The organism is Pseudoduganella rivuli, assembly GCF_009674485.1.
Classification (GTDB): domain Bacteria; phylum Pseudomonadota; class Gammaproteobacteria; order Burkholderiales; family Burkholderiaceae_D; genus Rugamonas; species Rugamonas rivuli_B.
Window position 1 is genome coordinate 205,909 of record NZ_WKJJ01000002.1, and the last position, 19,447, is coordinate 225,355.

Sequence of the window (19,447 nt, forward strand, 5' to 3'; positions counted from 1 at the left end):
GAGACATGAAGTTGCAGCGCAAGCAGGTGCATCACGTTGGTTGGGTATTGGGGGCGGCCGCGGCGGGTTCGCTGGTTTCATGGACGGCGCAGCAAGTGGCCGGCGGCGGTGCGGTCCCGGTGTGGCCGGCCGCACTGGCGGCGCTGACCGGCGCCCTGCTGGTCCAGTTCAAGGGCGCGGGCCGCAGTGACGAGGGCCCGCAGCGCTTTGCCCGCACGGTGGGCGAAGAAATCGACGCCATCATGATCGGTGCGGCGGAAACCTCGTATTTCGTCGATTCCGTCAAAAAGAAAATTGAATCGGATGTGCGCACGGCCGGCGAGATCGTCACCGGCTCGGGCCAGAACGCGCGCACCACGGAGAAAATTGCCGCCAATGCGGAACGGGCCGCGCAAGTGGCGGCCCGCGTGCGTGCGGAAACGGAAACCGGGCGCACCGAGGCGGACCAGGGGCTGGAGCGCATCCGCCGCGCCCGCGCCGATGCGCAGCAAGCCGCGTCCGTGATGGCGGACTTGCAAGACAAGGCCAAGCGCATTTACGGCTTTACCACCGCCATTACTGAAATCTCGGCCCGTACCAATCTGCTGGCGCTGAATGCCGCCATCGAAGCGGCGCGCGCCGGCGAACAGGGCCGGGGCTTTGCCGTGGTGGCGGGCGAAGTGCGGCAACTGGCGCAGCGCACCAAGGAAGCCACCGATGAAATCTCGCTGATGGTGCGGGCCATCAATGAGCAGGCGGAAGTCGCCAGCAAGGGCATGAATTCGCTGGCGTCCAGCGTCAGCGACGCAGCGCAGAACGTGGAAACCGTGCATGGCTTGCTGTCGTCGATCGAGCAATCGTCGGGCGTGTCGGAAACGGAAATCGGGGAAATCGCCCGCGCCTCGCGCGAGCACGTCGACACGACGCACGTGATTGCCGACGCCATTGCGCAAATCCGCGACAGCATGCTGTCGACGGAAGGCGACCTGCCGCGCGCGGCCGGTTCCGCGATGGCGGTGGCGGAGCGGGCCGAAGTCATCACGGCGGCGCTGGGCAGTGCGCAGGTGCCGACCGCGCACGACGACATCATTCGCGCGGCGCAGGACGCGGCGCGCGCAGTCGGCCACCTGTTCGAAGACGCCATCAAGCGCGGCCAGATCAGCGAAGCGGCGCTGTTCGACCGCCACTACGTGCCGATCCCGAACACGGATCCGCCCAAGCACACCACGCAGTTCGACAAGTTCACCGACCGCGTGCTGCCGGACTTGCAGGAAAGCCTGCTGGCGTCGATGCCGCAACTGGCCTATGCGGGCGCGGTGGACAACAATGGCTACTTCCCGACCCACAACCGGAAATTTTCCCAGCCGCTGACGGGCAATTACGATATCGACATCGTTAACAACCGCACCAAACGCATCTTCAGCGACCGCACGGGCAAGCGCTGCGGGTCGAACACGACGCCGTTCCTGTTACAGACGTACAAGCGGGATACCGGGGAAGTGATGCATGACCTGTCCGCGCCGATTTACGTGAACGGGCGGCATTGGGGCGGGTTCAGGATCGGGTACAAGTCGGCGGGGCACTGAGCCCGGAGTCCCGTCATCCCCGCAGGAATGACGGGTTTTTGCGATGCTTAATCAATATCGCTGCGCGGCGCCGTCCCTGGCGCGGTTTTCTGTACCACGGTGTTCATGGCTTCCAGGTTTGCGCGCAACCACTTGTGGGCCGGGCTGCGGGCATCGCGTTCGTGCCACAGCATATCCAGGTGCACGGCCGGCAGCTGGAATGGCAATTCCTTGTGCACCAGCGCGTCCGTCATGCCGGTCGAGGCGATCAGGTGCTTTGGCAGCACGGTGACCAGGTCCGAATTGGCCACCACGCGGCCCGCGGTGAAGAACTGGTTCACCGTCAGCAGGATGCGGCGCTCGCGCTGGATTTGCGCCAGCGCTTCATCGACCAGGCCGTGCGCGCGGCCGGAGAAGCTGACCAGCAAATGGTTCGCCGCGCAATAGTTATCCAGTGTCAGTTCGACTTTCGCCAGCGGGTGGTCGCGCCGCATCACGCAGACATAGTGGCCGGAATACAGGCGCTCGTGGCGGATCGGGGAACTCGTGTCGGACGACAGTTGGGCCGCCACGCCGGGGAAGAAGCCGACCGCCAGGTCGACGTCGCCGCGTAACAGCATGGGACGCGGCTCGCGCGTGGTCAGCGGCACCATGCGCACATTGACGCCGGGCGCCTCGCGCTCGATCGAACGCATCAGCGACGGCAGCCAGAATGCGGCGGTGGCGTCGGCCATCGCCAGGCGGAAGGTGGCGTGCGCTTTCGACACATCGAACGTTTCCGGGGTGACGGCCGCTTCCAGGCTGGCCAGTGCGCTGCGCACCGATGGCCATAACGCTTCCGCGCGGGGCGTCGGCTTGACACCGTAGGCGGTGCGGATCAGCAGCTCGTCGCCCAGGCTTTCGCGCAGGCGCTTGATCGCGTTCGACACCGCAGGCTGCGTCATGGCCAGGTGGCCGGCTGCGCGCGTCAGGTTTTGCTCGGTCATGACTGCGTCGAAGACACGCAGCAAGTTTAAGTCCAGCGTCAGAAAGCTCATGGTATGTAGGTGTGGACTTATTCGCTTTCCGAATGATTGATATCGGGAAACGAAATTGGATTTATATGTTGCAGCGCACTATAGTTACGCTTGATTGTAATGTTTCCTGAACTTCGATGTCTACCTTCATTTCTGCTGTACAAGCCTTACTTTTGCAAGTCTCGCTGATGACCGCGTTGCAAGCGGTGTTGGGCGCCGTGCTGGTGCTGTTCCTGGTCCTGTTGTTCAAGCCGCTGCTGCTGGGTGTGGTCCGCGCGCTGGCGCTGGCCATCCACCCGAAGCCAACCTGCGAAGAACGCGCCCAGCGCCGCAAGATGCGCGACGCGCTGGTGCTGAACCGCATGCTCAACTCGATGGAAGTCGCCCCCAGCCACGCCGCCGAACTGCGCGCCCTGGCCGCCCGCGCTTAAGTCCCCCGCGCACCAAGCCAATCGGCGCCCAGCTTCCCAGCCGGCGCCGATTTTCTTTTCCAGTGCCAGAATCCAGTCGATATTTCGGGGCCTGGCCCTTTTCGTACTATCGTTCTCTTAGCGAACGATAGTGCAAAAGGGGCCAGGCCCCTGGGGGAGGGGTTAGGCCCCTGGGGTAACTATTTTTCGCCCAGCAGCTGTGGCTTCAGCGAACTGTCCACCGGCTTGTCGCCGATCCAGATGCGCAGGATGGCGTTGTAGAACGCCTGGTCGGGCAGGACGGGGCCGATCGGCTTGCCGTTCAGGAAACATTGCGTGCCGCTGCCGGGGATCCAATCCACTGTCAGCGCATCGCCCTTCTTCAAGCCCGGGAACGACGCGAACATTTCACCAAATTGCTTGGTTTGCGGCACGATCTTGGCGCGCTCGGCCGCGTCCGTGTTGTCGTTCAGGCCCGCCATGAAGGCTTTGCCGAATTCTTCCGACGTCAGTTCGCGCAGCACGACGATGTGCACGCGGCGTGCACCCGGCGCCGCCAGCACGTCGGCCACATTGGTTTTCTTGTCCTGCAAATACAGGCCCAGCGCATAGACTTTAAAGATGACCTTGGTGCGCAAGCCCGCGCCATTGAGCTTCAGGGTTTGGCCGGCCACGGTGGCCGTGTCGTCGAATTTCACGCCGGCCACGTCCACGGCGGCCAAGGCAGGCTGGAAGGATGCGGCCGCCAGCACTACGGCCGCGGCGGCGGATTTCAGGATCGTCCTGCGGAAGGATTGCATGCTGTCTCCATGGTGTTGTTTTGTGGTGCCGACTATAACATCCGCACCCCGCCATGGATTCGTACGATCATACTTTTTAGGCGTCGGGTGGCGTTTTCGCCGCAGTCAGGCGCTCGTACTTGGCAAACAGCTGTTCTTTGGATTCCTGCCAGTCCGGATGCAGCGGAATGCATTCCACCGGGCAGATTTGCACGCACTGCGGCTCGTCGAAGTGGCCGACGCATTCCGTGCACTTGTTCGGGTCGATTTCATAGATTTCCAGGCCCATGTAAATCGCATCGTTCGGACACTCGGGTTCGCAGACGTCGCAATTGATGCATTCGTCAGTGATCATCAACGCCATGGTGGATCTCCTTACACCCCGGTGCCGCGCGTGGCGGCGATTTTCTTTTGCAGCCAGCGGTCGACGGACGGGAACACGAACTTCGACACGTCGCCGCCCAGCATGGCGATTTCCCGCACAATGGTGCCGGAAATGAACTGGTACTGGTCCGACGGCGTCAGGAACAGTGTTTCCACGTCCGGCAACAGGTAGCGGTTCATGCCCGCCATCTGGAATTCATATTCAAAGTCGGACACCGCGCGCAAGCCGCGCACGATCACGCGCGCATCATGTTCGCGCACGAAATCCTTCAACAGCCCGGAAAAACTCTCGACCTTGACGTTTGGATAATGCCCCAGCACTTCATTCGCGATGGACAGACGCTCGTCCAGCGAAAAGAACGGGTGCTTGTTCTGACTGTCCGCCACGCCGACGATCAGCTGGTCGAACAGGCCCGATGCGCGGCGCACCAGATCTTCATGACCACGCGTCAGCGGATCGAATGTTCCCGGATAAACGGCTACAACCATTGCGGCTCCCTACAGTTACTCCAAACAATAGAAAGCGCATTATGCCTGAAAATCAGGCTTTGCCGCAGTGCAGCAGCGCCTCAGCCGGTATCCTGTGGTATCAGCCGTTGTACTGAAGTAAATGGTAGTACACCATCCCCGCCTTGTCAGCGCGCATGACTTCCCACCCCGCCATCCACTCCGGCGCCTCGCCGTCGGCAAAGGTCAGCGGCAAACCGGATTCCGCATAGACCAGCGCGCCTGGCGCCAGCAATTTCGTGCACAGCGGCAGCGCGCGGGCCAGGAAATCCTGCTGGTAAGGGGGATCGAGGAAGATCAGGTCGAATTGCTGGCCGCGCGACGCCAGCGATTGCGCCAGCACCAGCGCATCGGCGCGTTGCAACGTCACGTTGGCGGCGTTCAGCTTGGTCTTGATGGTGTCGAGCTGGCGGATCACGGCGGTATTGGTGTCCGCCATCAGCACGTTGGCCGCGCCGCGGCTGGCTGCCTCGAAACCCAGCGCGCCGCTGCCGGCAAACAAGTCCAGCACCCTGGCCTGTGCCCAGTTGGCGTTGCGCAAATGGCTGATCCAGTTGAACACGGTTTCACGCACGCGGTCCGGTGTGGGACGCAGGCCCAGCGCTTCCAGCACCGGCAACGGCGTGCGTTTCCAGTCGCCGCCGATGATGCGCACCTGGTTGCTGTGTTTGGGGCCGTGGACCGGGACTTTAGGAGGTTTAGTCGACTTCTTTTGCATGGGCGGAACTATACCATGCTGGATTTACCCCCTACTTCAGCGCCAGTGCGTTCAAATCGTCGATCCACCCCTGCATCCGCTTGTTCGCATGCTCTTTCTGTTCCGGCGTTGCGATGCGGATCACCGTGTGCACCAGCTCGATATTGCTCGCCAGGTAAGCATCGAAGAAAGCCTTGCGGTCGGACGGCTTTTCCATCCGGTCGAACAATTCCTTCACCAGGTCCCGGATCCACCCTTCCGCCACCGCTTGCGTGGGTTTTTCCTGCTGAATTTTCCGCGCCATGTCCAGGATGCTTTGCTGGCGCCGCATGCGTTCGTCCAGCCACAATTCGTTGTCCAGCGGACGGGCATCGGACGCTTTGCGCAACACCGCTTCCTGTTCGCGGCTGAAGTCGCCGAACCACAGTTCGAATTGCTCCATCGACTTCTTATAGCGGAACTTCATTTGCTCGGTGCGGTCGCCCTTCATGTTTTTCTTGCGGAAGTCCCGGTTATTCTTGTCGAACTTCTTTTCCATGGCGACGATTTGCGCCGGCGTGAGTTTCAACGCCAGTTCCGCAATATCCGGCACCGCTTTCATCAGGACGGCTTCCGCCCGCGCACGCGTTTCACGGTAATCGGCCTGCAAATCCGCCACGGTGGGCGTGCCGTGCAGCTGGCGCTGGGCGGTGTGCAGCAGTTGCACATAGTCCTGCAACTGGGTTTTGCGGTGCCAGCGGAACAAATCGCCGATATCGGATTTCACCCCCGGTTTCTGGTCGGACGTCAGGTCGACGTACGCGTCCAGCCACCAGAACAGCAAGGTGTCGCCATTGTTATAGGCGAGCTTTAATGAACTGCAGGCGCCCAGCAGCGCCAGCAAAAGCATGACGAAAATATAGCGTGCGCCCCTGTGGTGCAGGGCCTGCGTGTTAAACTTTTCCATATTTTCAACTCTCAGTTTATCGGCCATATGAACGTCGTCATCCTCGCCGCCGGCATGGGCAAACGCATGCAATCCGCCTTGCCGAAAGTGCTGCACCCTATCGCCGGCAAACCGCTGTTGTCCCACGTTATCCACACTGCGCGCGGCTTGTCCCCGTCCAAATTATGCGTGATTTATGGGCATGGGGGCGCAGCCGTCCTGTCTCACCTGGAAAAAGAAAAGCAAATCCCCGGCACCGACATTTCCGCTGCGTTGCAAGAACCGCAACTGGGTACGGGCCACGCCGTCATGCAGGCGCTGCCGGTGCTGGATGAAGCGCATCCGACGTTGATCCTGTACGGCGACGTGCCGCTGACCACGGCCGCCTCGCTGCAACGCCTGGTCGACGCGGCCGGCGCCGACAAGCTGGGCATTCTCACCGTGGAACAGGACGATCCGTTCGGCCTGGGCCGCATCATCCGCAATGCCGATGGCGCCATCGAGCGCATCGTGGAAGAAAAAGATGCCACGCCGGAACAGCGCGCCATCAAGGAAATCAACAGCGGCATCATCGTGGCGCCTACCCGCCACCTGAAGAAATGGCTGTCCGCGCTGCAAAACAACAACGCGCAAGGCGAGTACTACCTGACCGACATCGTGGCCCAGGCCGTGACGGACGGCGTGCCGGTGGTGTCGGCGCAACCGTCCGGCCAGTGGGAAGTGGCAGGCGTGAACAGCAAGGTGCAACTGGCCCAGCTGGAACGCATCCACCAATTGAACATTGCCCAGGCGCTGCTGGAGCGCGGCGTCACGCTGATGGACCCGTCCCGCATCGACGTACGCGGCGAATTGATTTGCGGCCGCGACGTGACGATCGACGTCGGCTGCGTATTCGAAGGCAAGGTCGAACTGGCCGATGGCGTGACGGTCGGCGCGCACAGCGTGCTGGTCAATACGACAGTGGGCGCCGGCGCCAATATCAAGCCGTTCTGCCATTTCGAAGAAGCGGTGGTCGGCGCCGCTTCGCAGGTGGGGCCGTACGCCCGCCTGCGCCCTGGCACGGAATTGGGTGAAGATGTCCACATCGGCAACTTCGTGGAAGTCAAAAACAGCCAGATCGCCGCGCACAGCAAGGCCAATCACCTGGCCTACGTGGGCGACGCCACCATCGGTTCGAAAGTCAACGTGGGCGCCGGTGTCATCACCTGTAACTACGACGGCGCGAATAAATTCCGCACCGTGATCGAAGACGACGCGTTCATCGGCAGCGATTGCCAGCTGGTGGCCCCCGTCACCGTCGGCCGCGGCGCCACCATCGGCGCGGGCACGACCTTGACCAAGGATGCGCCGGCGGAACAGTTGACGATTTCCCGTCCCAAGCAAACGTCGGTCGCCGGCTGGAAACGTCCGGTGAAAATCAAGAAGTAATTCAGGCTGATCCCCTGCAATGGCGCCCTTTGCGGCGCCATTTTTTATGGCCGGAAGTTGTGGATAAATGTGTTGAAAAGCCTGCGAAAAAGCTGGGATTAAGCAGCGGATATCCTGTGGGGTGCCGGAGGATAAGATGAGGACAACTTGCCGCGTGCGCTGAAATCATTCGCTGGCGTTGGGGTGATAAGCGATGTGTATAACTTTGTTGAAAAGCGTGGGGTTAAGCAGGGGACAGGCTGTGTATGAGCAGGGGAAAGCTGGTGAATAAGTGGCGATGACAGTGCGGCGTGCCGTGGCTGTGGCGGCGGTGCATAAACTTGTGGGTAAGCGGCTGGATAAGCGTCTGAAAAATGGTGGATAGCCGTTGAATAATCCGGGATAACCGGAACGCACATGTGTATAAGGCTGTGTAAAAACAGGGGATAGCACAGGCATAACTATCCACAGGCTTTTAGCGGGACATCAACCTTGAAATGTGAATAACAATGTGGGTAACCCTGTGAAAACCCCCTGCATATGCTGCGTATAACTGGCATCCGGCAGTGGAAAACTTTACGCCTCGTAGAGCGTCGCTCACACGGGAATCCGCGTTTCAAACTTGCTGCGGAAGGTGGAAAAGTACGTTTTGACGTTGCGTACATTGGTGCGGGTGGCGAAGAGGCGGTGCGCCAGCGCGTGATAGGCCGGCATATCCGCCACCTGCAGCACCAGCACGAAATCCGGCCCCGGCGACACGCGGTAGCACTGCAGCACGGCTGCCTCCCCCGCCACGTGCTGCTCGAATTCTTCCATGCGTTCGGCAGCCTGCACGTCGAGCGTGATTTCCACAATGGCGGTCAGGCCCGCGCCCACCTTGTCCGGCGCCAGCAGCGCCACCTGGCGCGCAATCACGCCCGTCTCGGTCAAATGCTTGACGCGCCGCAGGCATGTCGGGGCGGACACGTGCACCAGTTGCGCCAATTCCGCATTGGTCAGCGCCGCATTGTCCTGCAATACGTTCAAAATGCGACGGTCGATATCGTCGAAGGACGAAGTGGATGGAATATTCATTCAGATTATCGTTGAATATGAAATTTAATTTCTACACTATACACACTTGAAATAAAATTTCATGCACGATTGAAATAGGAAAGCATATTTCACAGACGCTGCTCTACACTGGTTGTCATTAAATAACTCATCCAGACAAGGACCACCATGTGCGGCATCGTCGGCGCAGTAGCGCAGCGTAACATCACCCCTATCCTGGTCGAAGGCTTGAAGCGCCTGGAATACCGTGGCTACGATTCGTGCGGCGTGGCGCTGCACGTTGATGGCAAATTGCAGCGCTCGCGCTCGACCTCCCGCGTGGCGGACCTGGGCAAGCAGGTGGAAGAAACCGGCCTGAACGGCTTCACCGGCATCGCCCACACCCGCTGGGCCACGCATGGCGCGCCGGCATCGCACAACGCCCACCCGCACTTCTCGCCCACGTCGGACAACGCCCGCATCGCGCTGGTCCACAACGGCATCATTGAAAACCACGACGAACTGCGCAAGGAACTGCAAGACCTGGGCTACGTGTTCCAGAGCCAGACCGACACGGAAGTCATCGCCCACCTGGTCGACCACATGTACCAGGGCGATTTATTTGAAACCGTGCAGCAGGCCGTCAAGCGCCTGCATGGCGCGTACGCGATCGCCGTGTTCTGCCGCGAAGAACCGCACCGCGTGGTGGCGGCGCGCCAGGGTTCGCCGCTGATCGTCGGCCTGGGCAATGGTGAAAACTTTGTCGCCTCCGACGCGATGGCGCTGGCCGGCACCACCGACCAGATCATTTACCTGGAAGAAGGCGACGTGGTCGACCTGCAACTGGGCCGCGTGTGGATCGCCGACGTCAACGGCAAGCAAGTCGAGCGTGAAGTCAAAACCGTGCACGCGCACACCGGCGCGGCGGAACTGGGCCCGTACCGCCACTTCATGCAAAAGGAAATCTTCGAACAGCCGCGCGTCATTGGCGACACGCTGGACGGCGTCACGGGCGTGATGCCGGAACTGTTCGGCGACGGCGCCTACCAGGTGTTCAAGGACATCGACCGCGTGCTGGTGCTGGCCTGCGGCACCAGCTACTACGCGGGTTTGACGGCCAAGTACTGGATCGAATCGATCGCCAAGCTGCCGGTCAACGTGGAAATCGCGTCCGAATACCGCTACCGCGATTCCGTGCCGCATCCGAAAACCCTGGTGGTGACGATTTCGCAAAGCGGTGAAACCGCCGACACCCTGGCGGCGCTGAAACACGCGCGCGCACAGGGCATGGAACACACGCTGACGATCTGCAACGTGTCGACCAGCGCCATGGTGCGCGAATGCAAACTGGCGTACATCACGCGCGCCGGTGTGGAAGTGGGCGTGGCGTCGACCAAGGCGTTCACCACGCAGCTGGTGGGCCTGTTCCTGCTGACGATGACCTTGGCGCAAGTCAATGGCCGCCTGAGCGAAGAGGAAGAAGCCGCGCACCTGAAAGCGCTGCGCCACCTGCCGGCGTCGGTCTCGGCCGTGCTGGCGCTGGAGCCGCAAATCATCGCGTGGGCGGACGAATTCGCCCGCAAGGAAAACGCGCTGTTCCTGGGCCGTGGCCTGCACTACCCGATCGCGCTGGAAGGCGCGCTGAAGCTGAAGGAAATTTCGTACATCCATGCGGAAGCCTATCCGGCCGGCGAACTGAAACACGGCCCGCTGGCGCTGGTGACGGAAGAAATGCCGGTGGTGACGATCGCCCCGAACGACGCCCTGCTGGAAAAGCTGAAATCGAACATGCAGGAAGTGCGCGCCCGCGGCGGCCAGCTGTTCGTGTTTGCCGACGTCGATTCGCGCATCCAGTCCAGCGACGGCGTGCACGTGATCCGCATGCCGGAACACTATGGCCAGCTGTCGCCGATTCTGCACGTGGTGTCGCTGCAGTTGCTGGCGTATCACTCGGCGCTGGCGCGCGGGACGGACGTGGATAAACCACGCAATCTGGCGAAGTCGGTGACGGTGGAGTAAGCGGGGAGGCGGTCGCTGACGCGAGTGCAGAAAAATAACAAAGTCTGACAAAGCACAGGGGCGATCGCCCCTGTGCTCATCATGGATGGTCCCCACGCCCGGAGGGCACGGTCAGGTATTTGAGACTGAGGAACGCATAACAAATCACCGCAGCGGTCAGACCAAGCAGGATGTAATTGGTTCTGGACAATAGCAGCGCAAATCCGGTCAACACGAAAACGACCAGGGTGTTGACCACCAACTGGCGCCGCAGCTCGGGACGCTCCATGAAATAGGCGTACTGCTTGCCAATGAAAAAGCAAACCGTGCCGATGACCGTCAGTACGCGGAAATCGGCTATCCGCATGTCGTCCAGGATCGCATGCCGTATCAGGCTGGCAAGGATCGACAGGCCGATGAAAACGAATAAATGCGAGTACAGGACCGAATGACCGGTCGCGAGCTTCTGTCTGGACAGCAAGTGAAAACTGTCAAAGTAGACCCACCAGATGCTCGATATCGTCACGAAGCCGGTGGCCGCGGTCACCAGCTTCTCGACATTCCAGCTGATATTGGCCAGTCCCGTCGACAGGCTGATAACGGACTCTCCCAGCAAGATGAGCGTGAGCAGGCCCACACGCTCGATCAGGTGTTCGGTATGCGCCGGGATGCCTCGCAGACGACGCGGCAAAAAACAGATGAACGCAACCAGATCGAACAGTATGCCAAGGTAAAGCACGGCATAGCGCTGTGGCGCCGGGAACAGAATCGCCGCGAGGCTGATGGTGGCGCCAACGAGGGTCGCCCACCCGACTGCCGTTGTCAGTTGCACGCTTTCCTTGTGCCGGTGTTTCGACACGAAATACATCATGGCGATGATGTATTTCGAACTGGCGTAGCAGACGATGATGGCCTCAAAGCTGGCCAGGAACCGTTGGTCGATCAAGCCTGAGATGATCGTCACCAGGAACATGATGAACAGGGTAGCCAGCCGATGCTTGCGGTCATCCGCGTCGAACCGGTTGGCATACATCGTGTGGCTGACCCAAATCCACCACAAGGGTATGAAAGTGAGAACGTATTGCCAGAACCGCAGTGGGGCCAGATGACCCTCATGCGTGTGGTTCAGGATATGCGTGACGTCACCGATCGCCACCACAAAAATCAGGTCGAAGAACAACTCGAGCCAGGTGGCACGGCGATTGGGGTCGAAATATTTTGTCTTCTGCATCTCGGGCAGTTGCGTCATAAGAATGCATTGGACTCGTGGACGTTCCCGGGCCGCTTCGCGCGGACCGTGTCATCGCGCGTCGCCAACTGCACCGATACTAGCAGCTTATCCACCGTAACCGGGAAAGACCGCGCGCGCTTGCGGGGATCGACGGGGCGCACTGCAGAGCGGCGCTCCTAATGAAAACCGCACTCCGCCGGCTTTTGCTACCCTCCCAACATCTCCAAGGCTCTCAATAGCCTGCCCAGTCAGTGGTCCCCCATGTGATGCGGCCGCACTCGCATTCGGCTCTGCCTCACACCATTCGTGAGGTGCAAGCGTGATCAAATCCATCCCCTTCATCGAAGCTCTGCAGGCAAGCTGTCCGCCACGCGGTTTCGCAGTAATGCACGTGATCGCCGGCCTCGGCATATGCAGCATATCGCCCACCGTCGCCGCGGCCCCAACTCAACTGCTGGTGAGCGGGCCTTCGCAACGGTGCCTGGACATCTACATGGGCAGCCAGGAGCCCGCCACCCCCGCGATCATTTTTGATTGCCACGGCAGGATCAACCAGCAGTGGGAATACACCGCCGCAGGCGAACTGAGAACCTTCGATGGCGCGCGCTGCCTGGACGTCAGGGCGGCAAGCACGCAACCCACGGCCATCGTGCAATCCTATCCCTGCCACGGCCGCGCCAACCAGAAATGGACGATCAAGCCGGACAAGACCATCGTCAGTGCCCAATCCGGACTGTGCCTGACGGTGCAGGGTGGCCGCACGGTGAACGGCACCGGCATCGATATGTGGCCCTGCCAGGGCTTGGCTCACCAGCAATGGTCATTCAGCGCGGTGCCGCCTTCAACCAACGACACGCAGGCGCCAACGCCACCGAGCGGGTTGGCCATCAGCGCCCTGACGTGCCGCTCCGCCACGCTGACGTGGAAGGCCGCCACCGACAACGTCGGTGTCGCGTATTACGACATTTATCGCGATGGCCAGGCCCTGGGGACGGTGAATGCCAGTACGCTGACTGCCCAGCTCACGCTGACGCCGGGCGCCAGTTGGGGCCTGTACGTCAATGCGCGCGACGGGGCCGGCAATGTTTCGCAGGCCAGCACGACGCTTCCGCTCAAGGTTCCGCAGTGCGAGACCGACACCCAGGCCCCGTCGGTGCCGACCGGCTTGCGCGGAAGCGTGTCGGGCACCACGGCGACGCTGGCATGGAATGCATCCACCGACAATGTGGGCGTCACCGGCTACGACGTCTATCGCAACAGTACGAAAGTCGGCAGCACCAGTTCGCTCGGGTACGTCGACTCCGGGCTCGCCGCCGAGACCACGTACCAGTACACGGTCGCTGCCCGCGACGCGCAAGGCAACGTCTCGCCGCGCGGGACCACCTTGTCCTTAACCTCAGGAAAGAGCTGCACCGATGTCATCTGCTCAGCGGCCCAGGTGGCTGCCGAGACGGATATCCCATGGGGGCTGGCTGCCTTGCCGGATGGAACAGTCCTGTACAGCCGGCGCGACGCGCAAGACATCATCCGGCTGGACCCGGTCACCGGAACCAAGACGTCGCTGGGCACCATTCCCAACGTCCAGGGTACCGATGGCGAGGGCGGCCTGCTGGGCATCGCCGTCCCCGCCGGCTTCCCTGACGCGGATAACTGGCTTTACGTGTTCCACACCAGCCCCACGGACAACCGCATCGTGCGCGTTCGCTATGTGAACGGGAAGCTCGACGTGGCATCCCTCGAGGTCTTGTTGAAGGGCATCGGGCGCAACAAATTCCACAATGGCGGGCGGCTCCGTTTCGGCCCGGACGGCAAGCTGTACGCGGCGACGGGCGATGGGCAAAACGGCCCGTTCGCGCAAGACATCCGGCAACTTTCCGGCAAGATCCTGCGGCTGAATCCGAATGGCACGCCGCCCGCTGATAATCCGTTCGGGAATTATGTCTGGAGCTACGGCCACCGCAATCCACAGGGGCTGGCTTTCGACGCCAGCGGCCGCTTGTGGGAACAGGAATTTGGCGATTCGCAGGATGAGACCAACTTGATCGTCAAAGGCGGCAACTATGGCTGGCCGAATTGCGAAGGCGTGATATCGCGCGCCGGGACTGGCTGTGCCACGGCGGGCTATGTCGCGCCGAAATATACCTATCGCAATACGGAAGCATCGTGCAGCGGCATCGCCATCGTCGGCAATGCGCTGTACGTCGGCTGTCTGGCCGGCAAGCGTTTGTATCGCAGCGAAATCAGCGGGTCCAGCCTGGTGAACGTGCGGCAATTCTTTGTCGGCACCTATGGCCGCATCCGCACCGTGGAACCGTCGATTGACGGCAATTTGTGGATGACGACCAGCGATGCCGCGGGGGACAAGGACAGTATCCCGAACAATACCAATACACAGATCCTGAAAATCATATTGAAACCGTAGGCGGAGGGCGCGTATCCACCGCCGCGAACAGTTGCACGGCCCAGTCGACGAATACGCGCACCTTGGCGTTCAGGTGCCGGTTGGGCGGATACATGATGTGCAGCGGATGGGGCGGCTGCTGCCAATCTTCCAGCACGCGCACCAGCTCGCCGCTGGCCAGCTGGTCCCGAACGAACCAGCCGAAGGTCTGGCCTATGCCCAGTCCGGCAGTCAACGCGGTGAGGTGGGCCGTACTGTCGTTCACAGCCACCGCCACGTTGGCGTTGATTTCAATGTGTTCGCCGTCGCGCGCGAAACGCAGCGGGAAAACCTTGCCCGTCAGCGAGGAAAAATAGCCGGCCACGCGATGCTTTTCCTCCAGCTCATTCGGGTGCGACGGCATGCCATGCGCGGCGATATAGGACGCGTGGCAGCAGGTGACGAACTCCATGTCACACAGCTTGCGGGCGATCAGCGTGGTGTCGGCCAGCGGGCCCCCGCGTATCACACAGTCGATTGCCTCGCTCACCAGGTCGGTAGGCCGGTCGCTCACACCGAGCCGCAGTTCGATGTCCGGATAAGCGGCGTGGAACTGCGGCAGTGCCGGCAGCAGGATGCGGTTGGCCAGGATGGTGCCCACGTCCACCCGCAGGCGCCCGCGCGGTTGTGCGCGGGTCTGGCGCGCCGCCGCGTCCATGTCGTCCAGGTCGGCGATCAGGCGCCGTGCGCGCTCGTAATACTGGGCCCCTTCCGGCGTGACGGTGATGGTGCGCGTGGTGCGGTGGATCAGCTTGGCGCCCAGGTGCTGCTCCAGATCCTGGATCAACTTGCTCGCGGTGGAGCGTGGCAGCGACAACTGGTCGGCCGCCTTGCCGAAGGTCCCCGCGTCGGCGATTTGTACGAACACGCGCAAGGCTAGTAAGTGGTCCATGGAACTCCCCCAATCAATGCGCTTGATTGTACATCTACATGGATAGTGATTCCATAAATGGCGGATTTACACAGGATTCTGCACAAAATACACTGGACTCCATCAACCAACCCAACAAGGAGTCCGATCATGAGCAAGCTTCAAGGCAAAGTAGCGGTAGTCACCGGTGGCACCAGCGGCATTGGCCTGGCCACCGCCAAACTGTTCGCGGCGGAAGGTGCGCGCGTCTTCATTACCGGCCGCCGCCAGGCCGAACTGGACGCCGCCGCGGCCAGCATTCCAAACGCCATCGGCATCCAGGCCGATTCCTCGAACAGCGCCGACCTCAAGCGTTTGTTCGACACCATCAGGGAACTGGCCGGCCGCATCGACGTGCTGTACGTGAACGCCGGCGGCGGCTCGATGGCGCCGCTGGGCGCCATCAGCGAGGAACACATCGCCGATGCCTTCGACCGCAACGTGAAAGGCTTGATCTTCACCGTACAGAACGCGCTGCCACTGCTCGGCAAGGGCGCCTCGGTGGTGCTGACCAGCTCTACCGCCGGTATCGTCGGTACCCCGGCGTTCAGCGTCTACAGCGCCAGCAAGGCCGCCGTACGCAATCTGGCGCGCAGCTGGATTCTCGACCTGAAGGACCGCGCGATCCGCGTCAACGTGGTCAGCCCGGGTCCGGTCCGCACGCCGGGACTGGTGGAGTTGGCCGGCCCTGAAGCTTCCGCCCAGCAAGGCTTGCTGGACATGCTGGCCGCGCAGGTGCCGCTGGGCCGCGTCGGCGAGCCGGAAGAAATCGCCAAGGCAGTGCTGTTCCTGGCTTCCGATGACGCCAGCTTCATCAACGGCGCCGAGCTGTTTGTCGACGGCGGCCTGGCACAGGTATAAGCCAAGGGGCCCGTACCGCCGGTTCCGTGCCGGCGGTATGGCTCAGCCTTCGAGTCCTTTCGCCAGCACGTCCGCCACCGCCGTATTGATGTCGACGCCCCGCTCGGTCGCCAGCGCCTGCAACTGTTTCACCAATTCGCTGTTGAGCTTGACTGCGAACGGCACCAGGCCCAGCGCCTGGTCGCGCTTGCGCTGTTCGCGTTTATCGATGGCCGGGGTGGCGGGGCCGCCGAAACCCTTGGCGCCGGGAGCGGCCATTTTATTCATGATTTTTTTGGCATCGCTCTTCGCCAGGTCGGTTTTCTTCACGGTGGTGTCCTTGGTTGACGGTTGTTCTTGCCGCGTATTGTCGTCGATCTGTCCTGGGTGAGCGAAAACATATTTGCCCGGGCAGTTTCCAACTAGGCACGTTTCGTCGACAGCGCCACCACGGCGGCACCGGCGGCCACGATCAGCGCGTCTTCAATCAGCCCGCTGCGGGTCTGGCCGATGTGCGCCATGGCCTTTTTGCGGCCCGCCAGGGTCAGGTAGGCAAGCGGGACGGCGGTTGCCACCGCGACGGCCGCGCCGGCCCGTTCACGGCCCTGTGGCGCCAATGCCGCCCCCGCGATTCCCGCGCTCATGACGCGCGCCAGCAGTCCCAGGAAGACCGTGCGGTCGGGCGCCGTCTTCATCTTGTCGCCAACCAGCTCGCCGGCGCCCATTGCCAGCGCGCCGAATTTGAACAGCGGCCGGTCCAGCAAGACCAGTTGCCCTGGCGTACGGCGTTCCGCCAGGCGTGCCGCCGCCAGGGTGGCCATGGGTGTCATCGATCGCGCGCTGGCAACGGCGCCGATCAGGGCGGAGGAAAGCAGGTTACGGATGTTCATTGGTGCGCACTCCTGTATCGTGGTCGCGCCGAAGGGAACGGCGCCTGCACGCCAGCTTACCGGTTTGAACTGGGCGGCCTATCGGAATAGTGCCCACCTGCCTGTAGGATTACGGGACAATAGGCACGCGACCGCTTTGCCTATACCACACGACAACATGCCACCCATCATCAATCCCGCCGAAGTCGAATTCAGCGCCATCCGCGCCCAGGGCCCCGGCGGCCAGAACGTCAACAAGGTTTCCTGTGCCGTGCACGTGCGTTTCGACATCGCGGCATCGTCGCTGCCGGAGCACGTCAAGCAGCGCCTGCTGGCCATGCGCGACAGCCGCATCACGCAGGAAGGCGTGGTGGTGCTCAAGGCGCAGCAGTCGCGCAGCCTGGAACAAAACAAGGACGATGCGCTGCGCCGCCTGCAGCAACTGGTCGACCAGGCCGCCGATGTGCCGGCCGTGCGGCGCCCTACCCGCCCCACGCGCGCATCGCAGCGCCGCCGGCTCGATGGCAAGGCCCGCAGTGGCCAGATCAAGGCGCTGCGGGGCAAGGTCAGCGAATAGCGGCCGCCGCAATGATTATCCGCACTTCACCGACAGCTCGACGTCGTCCGGCAATGGCGCCGACAGGTAGCCGCCGTCGGGCGCGCGCACCTGCGCCACATATTCGGGGCAGTAATCGGCATTGTCGGCAATGACCAGTGCGCCGGGACGCAGCCGGGGTTCCAGCAGGCGCAGCACGTCCCAGTAGAGCCCTTTGGCGCCATCGAGCAGCAGCAAGTCGATCTGCTCCGGCAAACCGGTGCGCAAGGTTTCCAGCGCATCGCCTTCGCGGATGTCCACCAGGTCCAGCAGGCCGCCGGCCGCCAGGTTGTCGCGGGCGCGCCGCGCCTTCGATGGCTCGAATTCCGTCGTGATCAGCTGGCCGCCGCCATTGTCGCGCAGCGCCGCCGCCAAGTGCAGCGTGGAGATGCCGAACGACGTGCCGAATTCGACGATCACGCGGGCCTTCGCGCTGCGCGCCAGCATGTACAGCAACGTGCCGGTCTGGCGCGATACGGGAATCGCGGCGTCCTTCAATTGCGCATAGATTTCGCGGTATTCGGTCTTGCTGCTCAACAGGCGTCCGCGCTCCGCGACCGGCAAGGCGGCAAACGCCGTCATGGCGGGCACCGTAACGCTGTCGGCGTCGGCAAACAGGCGCTCCAGCAGCGGTGCGACGGGGGAAGAGGTCAGGGTCGTCATGGGGGGGATTCCTTTTTGAAGTAAGAGCGTCAATAATATGAAGAATCCTTCACGTTTCATATTCGCGTTGCCCGCCCCCGCCATGACCGACCGCCAGAACTCCTGTATTGCCTCGCGCAGAAAGCCGAAACAGGCCCGTTCCAACGACCTCGTCAGCGCGATTTTGCAGGCGGCTATTCAGGTTTTGGCGAAAGAAGGGGCCCACCGCTTCACCACCACGCGGGTGGCGGAACGCGCCGGTGTCAGTGTCGGCTCGGTGTACCAATACTTTCCCAACAAGGCGTCGATCCTGTTCCGCCTGCAAAGCGATGAATGGCGGCAAACCTCGGCCATGCTGGCCACCATCCTGCAGGATTTCGAAAAGCCGCCGCTGCAACGGTTGCGCATCCTGGTGCAAGCCTTTGTGCGTTCCGAATGCGAAGAGGCGGACGTCCGCACGGCGCTCAATGACGCGGCGCCGTTTTACCGCGATGCGCCGGAAGCGCTGGAAGCCAGGGCGTCGGGCGACCGCCTGTTGCAGGCTTTCATGCAAGAGGTGTTACCGGATGCGGCCGAGCCTGTCCGCGCGATGGCGGCTGACCTGGTCATGTCGACGCTGAGCGCTGTCGGCCAGCAGTTTTCTGAAACGCCGCGCACGGATGGCGAAATCACGGCGTATGCGGATGCGCTGGCCGATATGCTGTGCGCTTATCTGGACAAGCTGGCTGCCAAAACAGGCCAAGTCCTGTAAGCTGAATTTACAGGGTAAAACCTGTAATTTTAATTATTTACAGGTTTTGTCTTGTAATGGTACTTTACAGTTCCTATACTGTATTTAACGTCATTGAAGACTCGGCCATGGAATTCACTATCCATACACTGGATCACCTCAAGCCACTGATCAGGGGCTTCCGGAAAAAGGCACACCTCACGCAGGCGGCGATGGCTGAAAAATTAGGGATCAGCCAGCAGAGTTACGCTCAAATCGAGGCGAACCTGGCATCAACGAGTGTCGATCGCCTTTTTACTATCTTGCGCTTGATGGACGTGAAAATCCAGTTGACGGACAGTGATCCGGGTACGGTGCCTGACCCGCGAATCAGGCCGCGGACAAAAGGCCGGGCGCGTGTGCAAGGAACGGTCATTGATGACCCGGGAGGGACGACTATCGGACCGGCGCCCGCTAAACAAATCAAGCGTAACGATACGACCAAGTGGTGA

21 protein-coding genes are annotated in these 19,447 nt (G+C 61.7%); 9 read left to right on the top strand and 12 right to left on the bottom strand.

Going from position 1 to position 19,447, the window contains the following annotated elements:
- Positions 1 to 5 precede the first annotated feature (5 nt).
- Positions 6 to 1,565: a methyl-accepting chemotaxis protein gene (locus tag GJ700_RS03625; protein ID WP_154371291.1), complete on the top strand. Its 1,560-nt coding sequence runs from the start codon at positions 6 to 8 to the stop codon at positions 1,563 to 1,565.
- Between the two features lie 47 nt (positions 1,566 to 1,612).
- On the opposite strand, the gene GJ700_RS03630 is transcribed toward GJ700_RS03625, so the two are convergent.
- Complete coding sequence (locus tag GJ700_RS03630; protein WP_154371292.1) at positions 1,613 to 2,581, bottom strand: LysR family transcriptional regulator; 969 nt, start codon at positions 2,579 to 2,581, stop codon at positions 1,613 to 1,615.
- A gap of 167 nt (positions 2,582 to 2,748) precedes the next feature.
- Between GJ700_RS03630 and GJ700_RS03635 the strand changes: the two genes are divergently transcribed.
- Positions 2,749 to 2,991, top strand: a complete 243-nt coding sequence (locus GJ700_RS03635) for a hypothetical protein (protein WP_229506780.1) — start codon at positions 2,749 to 2,751, stop codon at positions 2,989 to 2,991.
- 179 nt (positions 2,992 to 3,170) lie between these two features.
- Here GJ700_RS03635 and GJ700_RS03640 read toward each other — a convergent pair whose 3' ends face one another.
- From GJ700_RS03640 to GJ700_RS03660, 5 genes are all read right to left on the bottom strand, one after another.
- Complete coding sequence (locus GJ700_RS03640; RefSeq protein ID WP_154371294.1) at positions 3,171 to 3,770, bottom strand: chalcone isomerase family protein; 600 nt, start codon at positions 3,768 to 3,770, stop codon at positions 3,171 to 3,173.
- Between the two features lie 76 nt (positions 3,771 to 3,846).
- Positions 3,847 to 4,113 carry a YfhL family 4Fe-4S dicluster ferredoxin gene (locus tag GJ700_RS03645; protein ID WP_154371295.1) on the bottom strand — a complete coding sequence of 89 codons (267 nt, stop codon included), beginning with the start codon at positions 4,111 to 4,113 and terminating at the stop codon, positions 3,847 to 3,849.
- 11 nt (positions 4,114 to 4,124) lie between these two features.
- A complete protein-coding gene (gene coaD, locus GJ700_RS03650; protein ID WP_154371296.1) occupies positions 4,125 to 4,622 on the bottom strand; it encodes a pantetheine-phosphate adenylyltransferase in 498 nt (165 codons plus the stop codon).
- Positions 4,623 to 4,722: 100 nt separating this feature from the next.
- Positions 4,723 to 5,358, bottom strand: coding sequence for a 16S rRNA (guanine(966)-N(2))-methyltransferase RsmD (rsmD, locus tag GJ700_RS03655; protein ID WP_154371297.1), 636 nt, complete (start codon positions 5,356 to 5,358; stop codon positions 4,723 to 4,725).
- A gap of 31 nt (positions 5,359 to 5,389) precedes the next feature.
- Positions 5,390 to 6,283, bottom strand: coding sequence for a DUF6279 family lipoprotein (locus tag GJ700_RS03660; protein ID WP_154371298.1), 894 nt, complete (start codon positions 6,281 to 6,283; stop codon positions 5,390 to 5,392).
- Between the two features lie 27 nt (positions 6,284 to 6,310).
- Here GJ700_RS03660 and glmU point away from each other — a divergent pair, with 27 nt between their 5' ends.
- Complete coding sequence (gene glmU, locus GJ700_RS03665) at positions 6,311 to 7,690, top strand: bifunctional UDP-N-acetylglucosamine diphosphorylase/glucosamine-1-phosphate N-acetyltransferase GlmU (protein ID WP_154371299.1); 1,380 nt, start codon at positions 6,311 to 6,313, stop codon at positions 7,688 to 7,690.
- Positions 7,691 to 8,266: 576 nt separating this feature from the next.
- Here glmU and GJ700_RS03670 read toward each other — a convergent pair.
- Entirely contained in the window at positions 8,267 to 8,743 is a 477-nt protein-coding gene (locus GJ700_RS03670; protein WP_154371300.1) for an Lrp/AsnC family transcriptional regulator, read from the bottom strand.
- A 147-nt stretch (positions 8,744 to 8,890) separates the two neighbouring features.
- On the opposite strand from GJ700_RS03670, the gene glmS reads away from it, so the two are divergent.
- Positions 8,891 to 10,720 (top strand): glutamine--fructose-6-phosphate transaminase (isomerizing), encoded by a 1,830-nt coding sequence (gene glmS / locus GJ700_RS03675; protein WP_154371301.1) that lies wholly within the window; start codon positions 8,891 to 8,893, stop codon positions 10,718 to 10,720.
- Positions 10,721 to 10,799: 79 nt separating this feature from the next.
- Here the strand turns inward: glmS and GJ700_RS03680 are convergent, their stop codons facing one another.
- Positions 10,800 to 11,948: a low temperature requirement protein A gene (locus GJ700_RS03680; RefSeq protein WP_229506781.1), complete on the bottom strand. Its 1,149-nt coding sequence runs from the start codon at positions 11,946 to 11,948 to the stop codon at positions 10,800 to 10,802.
- Positions 11,949 to 12,315: 367 nt separating this feature from the next.
- Between GJ700_RS03680 and GJ700_RS03685 the strand changes: the two genes are divergently transcribed.
- On the top strand, positions 12,316 to 14,352 hold the full coding sequence (locus GJ700_RS03685) for a PQQ-dependent sugar dehydrogenase (protein WP_154371552.1): 2,037 nt from the start codon (positions 12,316 to 12,318) through the stop codon (positions 14,350 to 14,352).
- Here GJ700_RS03685 and GJ700_RS03690 read toward each other — a convergent pair.
- Positions 14,336 to 15,262 carry a LysR family transcriptional regulator gene (locus tag GJ700_RS03690; RefSeq protein ID WP_154371302.1) on the bottom strand — a complete coding sequence of 309 codons (927 nt, stop codon included), beginning with the start codon at positions 15,260 to 15,262 and terminating at the stop codon, positions 14,336 to 14,338. The two genes, GJ700_RS03685 and GJ700_RS03690, sit on opposite strands and share 17 nt — an antisense overlap.
- 126 nt (positions 15,263 to 15,388) lie before the next feature.
- Between GJ700_RS03690 and GJ700_RS03695 the strand changes: the two genes are divergently transcribed.
- A complete protein-coding gene (locus GJ700_RS03695) occupies positions 15,389 to 16,141 on the top strand; it encodes an SDR family oxidoreductase (protein ID WP_371867835.1) in 753 nt (250 codons plus the stop codon).
- Between the two features lie 42 nt (positions 16,142 to 16,183).
- On the opposite strand, the gene GJ700_RS03700 is transcribed toward GJ700_RS03695, so the two are convergent.
- Positions 16,184 to 16,450: a hypothetical protein gene (locus GJ700_RS03700; RefSeq protein WP_371867810.1), complete on the bottom strand. Its 267-nt coding sequence runs from the start codon at positions 16,448 to 16,450 to the stop codon at positions 16,184 to 16,186.
- A 92-nt stretch (positions 16,451 to 16,542) separates the two neighbouring features.
- A complete protein-coding gene (locus tag GJ700_RS03705; RefSeq protein ID WP_154371304.1) occupies positions 16,543 to 17,010 on the bottom strand; it encodes a hypothetical protein in 468 nt (155 codons plus the stop codon).
- 157 nt (positions 17,011 to 17,167) lie between these two features.
- On the opposite strand from GJ700_RS03705, the gene arfB reads away from it, so the two are divergent.
- The gene (gene arfB, locus GJ700_RS03710) at positions 17,168 to 17,566 is read left to right on the top strand and encodes an alternative ribosome rescue aminoacyl-tRNA hydrolase ArfB (protein ID WP_154371305.1); all 399 of its coding nucleotides are present in this window, start codon (positions 17,168 to 17,170) and stop codon (positions 17,564 to 17,566) included.
- 15 nt (positions 17,567 to 17,581) lie between these two features.
- Here arfB and GJ700_RS03715 read toward each other — a convergent pair whose 3' ends face one another.
- On the bottom strand, positions 17,582 to 18,247 hold the full coding sequence (locus GJ700_RS03715) for an O-methyltransferase (RefSeq protein WP_154371306.1): 666 nt from the start codon (positions 18,245 to 18,247) through the stop codon (positions 17,582 to 17,584).
- A gap of 82 nt (positions 18,248 to 18,329) precedes the next feature.
- On the opposite strand from GJ700_RS03715, the gene GJ700_RS03720 reads away from it, so the two are divergent.
- Complete coding sequence (locus tag GJ700_RS03720; protein ID WP_154371554.1) at positions 18,330 to 18,977, top strand: TetR/AcrR family transcriptional regulator; 648 nt, start codon at positions 18,330 to 18,332, stop codon at positions 18,975 to 18,977.
- Positions 18,978 to 19,084: 107 nt separating this feature from the next.
- Complete coding sequence (locus GJ700_RS03725) at positions 19,085 to 19,447, top strand: helix-turn-helix transcriptional regulator (RefSeq protein WP_195763768.1); 363 nt, start codon at positions 19,085 to 19,087, stop codon at positions 19,445 to 19,447.

Excerpts from the sequence above, each read along its gene's own strand:
- GJ700_RS03625 (WP_154371291.1), top strand. The coding sequence starts at position 6 with ATGAAGTTGCAGCGCAAGCAGGTGCATCACGTTGGTTGGGTATTGGGG.
- GJ700_RS03630 (WP_154371292.1), bottom strand. The coding sequence starts at position 2,581 with ATGAGCTTTCTGACGCTGGACTTAAACTTGCTGCGTGTCTTCGACGCA.
- GJ700_RS03635 (WP_229506780.1), top strand. The coding sequence starts at position 2,749 with ATGACCGCGTTGCAAGCGGTGTTGGGCGCCGTGCTGGTGCTGTTCCTG.
- GJ700_RS03640 (WP_154371294.1), bottom strand. The coding sequence starts at position 3,770 with ATGCAATCCTTCCGCAGGACGATCCTGAAATCCGCCGCCGCGGCCGTA.
- GJ700_RS03645 (WP_154371295.1), bottom strand. The coding sequence starts at position 4,113 with ATGGCGTTGATGATCACTGACGAATGCATCAATTGCGACGTCTGCGAA.
- coaD (WP_154371296.1), bottom strand. The coding sequence starts at position 4,622 with ATGGTTGTAGCCGTTTATCCGGGAACATTCGATCCGCTGACGCGTGGT.
- rsmD (WP_154371297.1), bottom strand. The coding sequence starts at position 5,358 with ATGCAAAAGAAGTCGACTAAACCTCCTAAAGTCCCGGTCCACGGCCCC.
- GJ700_RS03660 (WP_154371298.1), bottom strand. The coding sequence starts at position 6,283 with ATGGAAAAGTTTAACACGCAGGCCCTGCACCACAGGGGCGCACGCTAT.
- glmU (WP_154371299.1), top strand. The coding sequence starts at position 6,311 with ATGAACGTCGTCATCCTCGCCGCCGGCATGGGCAAACGCATGCAATCC.
- GJ700_RS03670 (WP_154371300.1), bottom strand. The coding sequence starts at position 8,743 with ATGAATATTCCATCCACTTCGTCCTTCGACGATATCGACCGTCGCATT.
- glmS (WP_154371301.1), top strand. The coding sequence starts at position 8,891 with ATGTGCGGCATCGTCGGCGCAGTAGCGCAGCGTAACATCACCCCTATC.
- GJ700_RS03680 (WP_229506781.1), bottom strand. The coding sequence starts at position 11,948 with ATGACGCAACTGCCCGAGATGCAGAAGACAAAATATTTCGACCCCAAT.
- GJ700_RS03685 (WP_154371552.1), top strand. The coding sequence starts at position 12,316 with ATGCACGTGATCGCCGGCCTCGGCATATGCAGCATATCGCCCACCGTC.
- GJ700_RS03690 (WP_154371302.1), bottom strand. The coding sequence starts at position 15,262 with ATGGACCACTTACTAGCCTTGCGCGTGTTCGTACAAATCGCCGACGCG.
- GJ700_RS03705 (WP_154371304.1), bottom strand. The coding sequence starts at position 17,010 with ATGAACATCCGTAACCTGCTTTCCTCCGCCCTGATCGGCGCCGTTGCC.
- arfB (WP_154371305.1), top strand. The coding sequence starts at position 17,168 with ATGCCACCCATCATCAATCCCGCCGAAGTCGAATTCAGCGCCATCCGC.
- GJ700_RS03715 (WP_154371306.1), bottom strand. The coding sequence starts at position 18,247 with ATGACGACCCTGACCTCTTCCCCCGTCGCACCGCTGCTGGAGCGCCTG.
- GJ700_RS03720 (WP_154371554.1), top strand. The coding sequence starts at position 18,330 with ATGACCGACCGCCAGAACTCCTGTATTGCCTCGCGCAGAAAGCCGAAA.
- GJ700_RS03725 (WP_195763768.1), top strand. The coding sequence starts at position 19,085 with ATGGAATTCACTATCCATACACTGGATCACCTCAAGCCACTGATCAGG.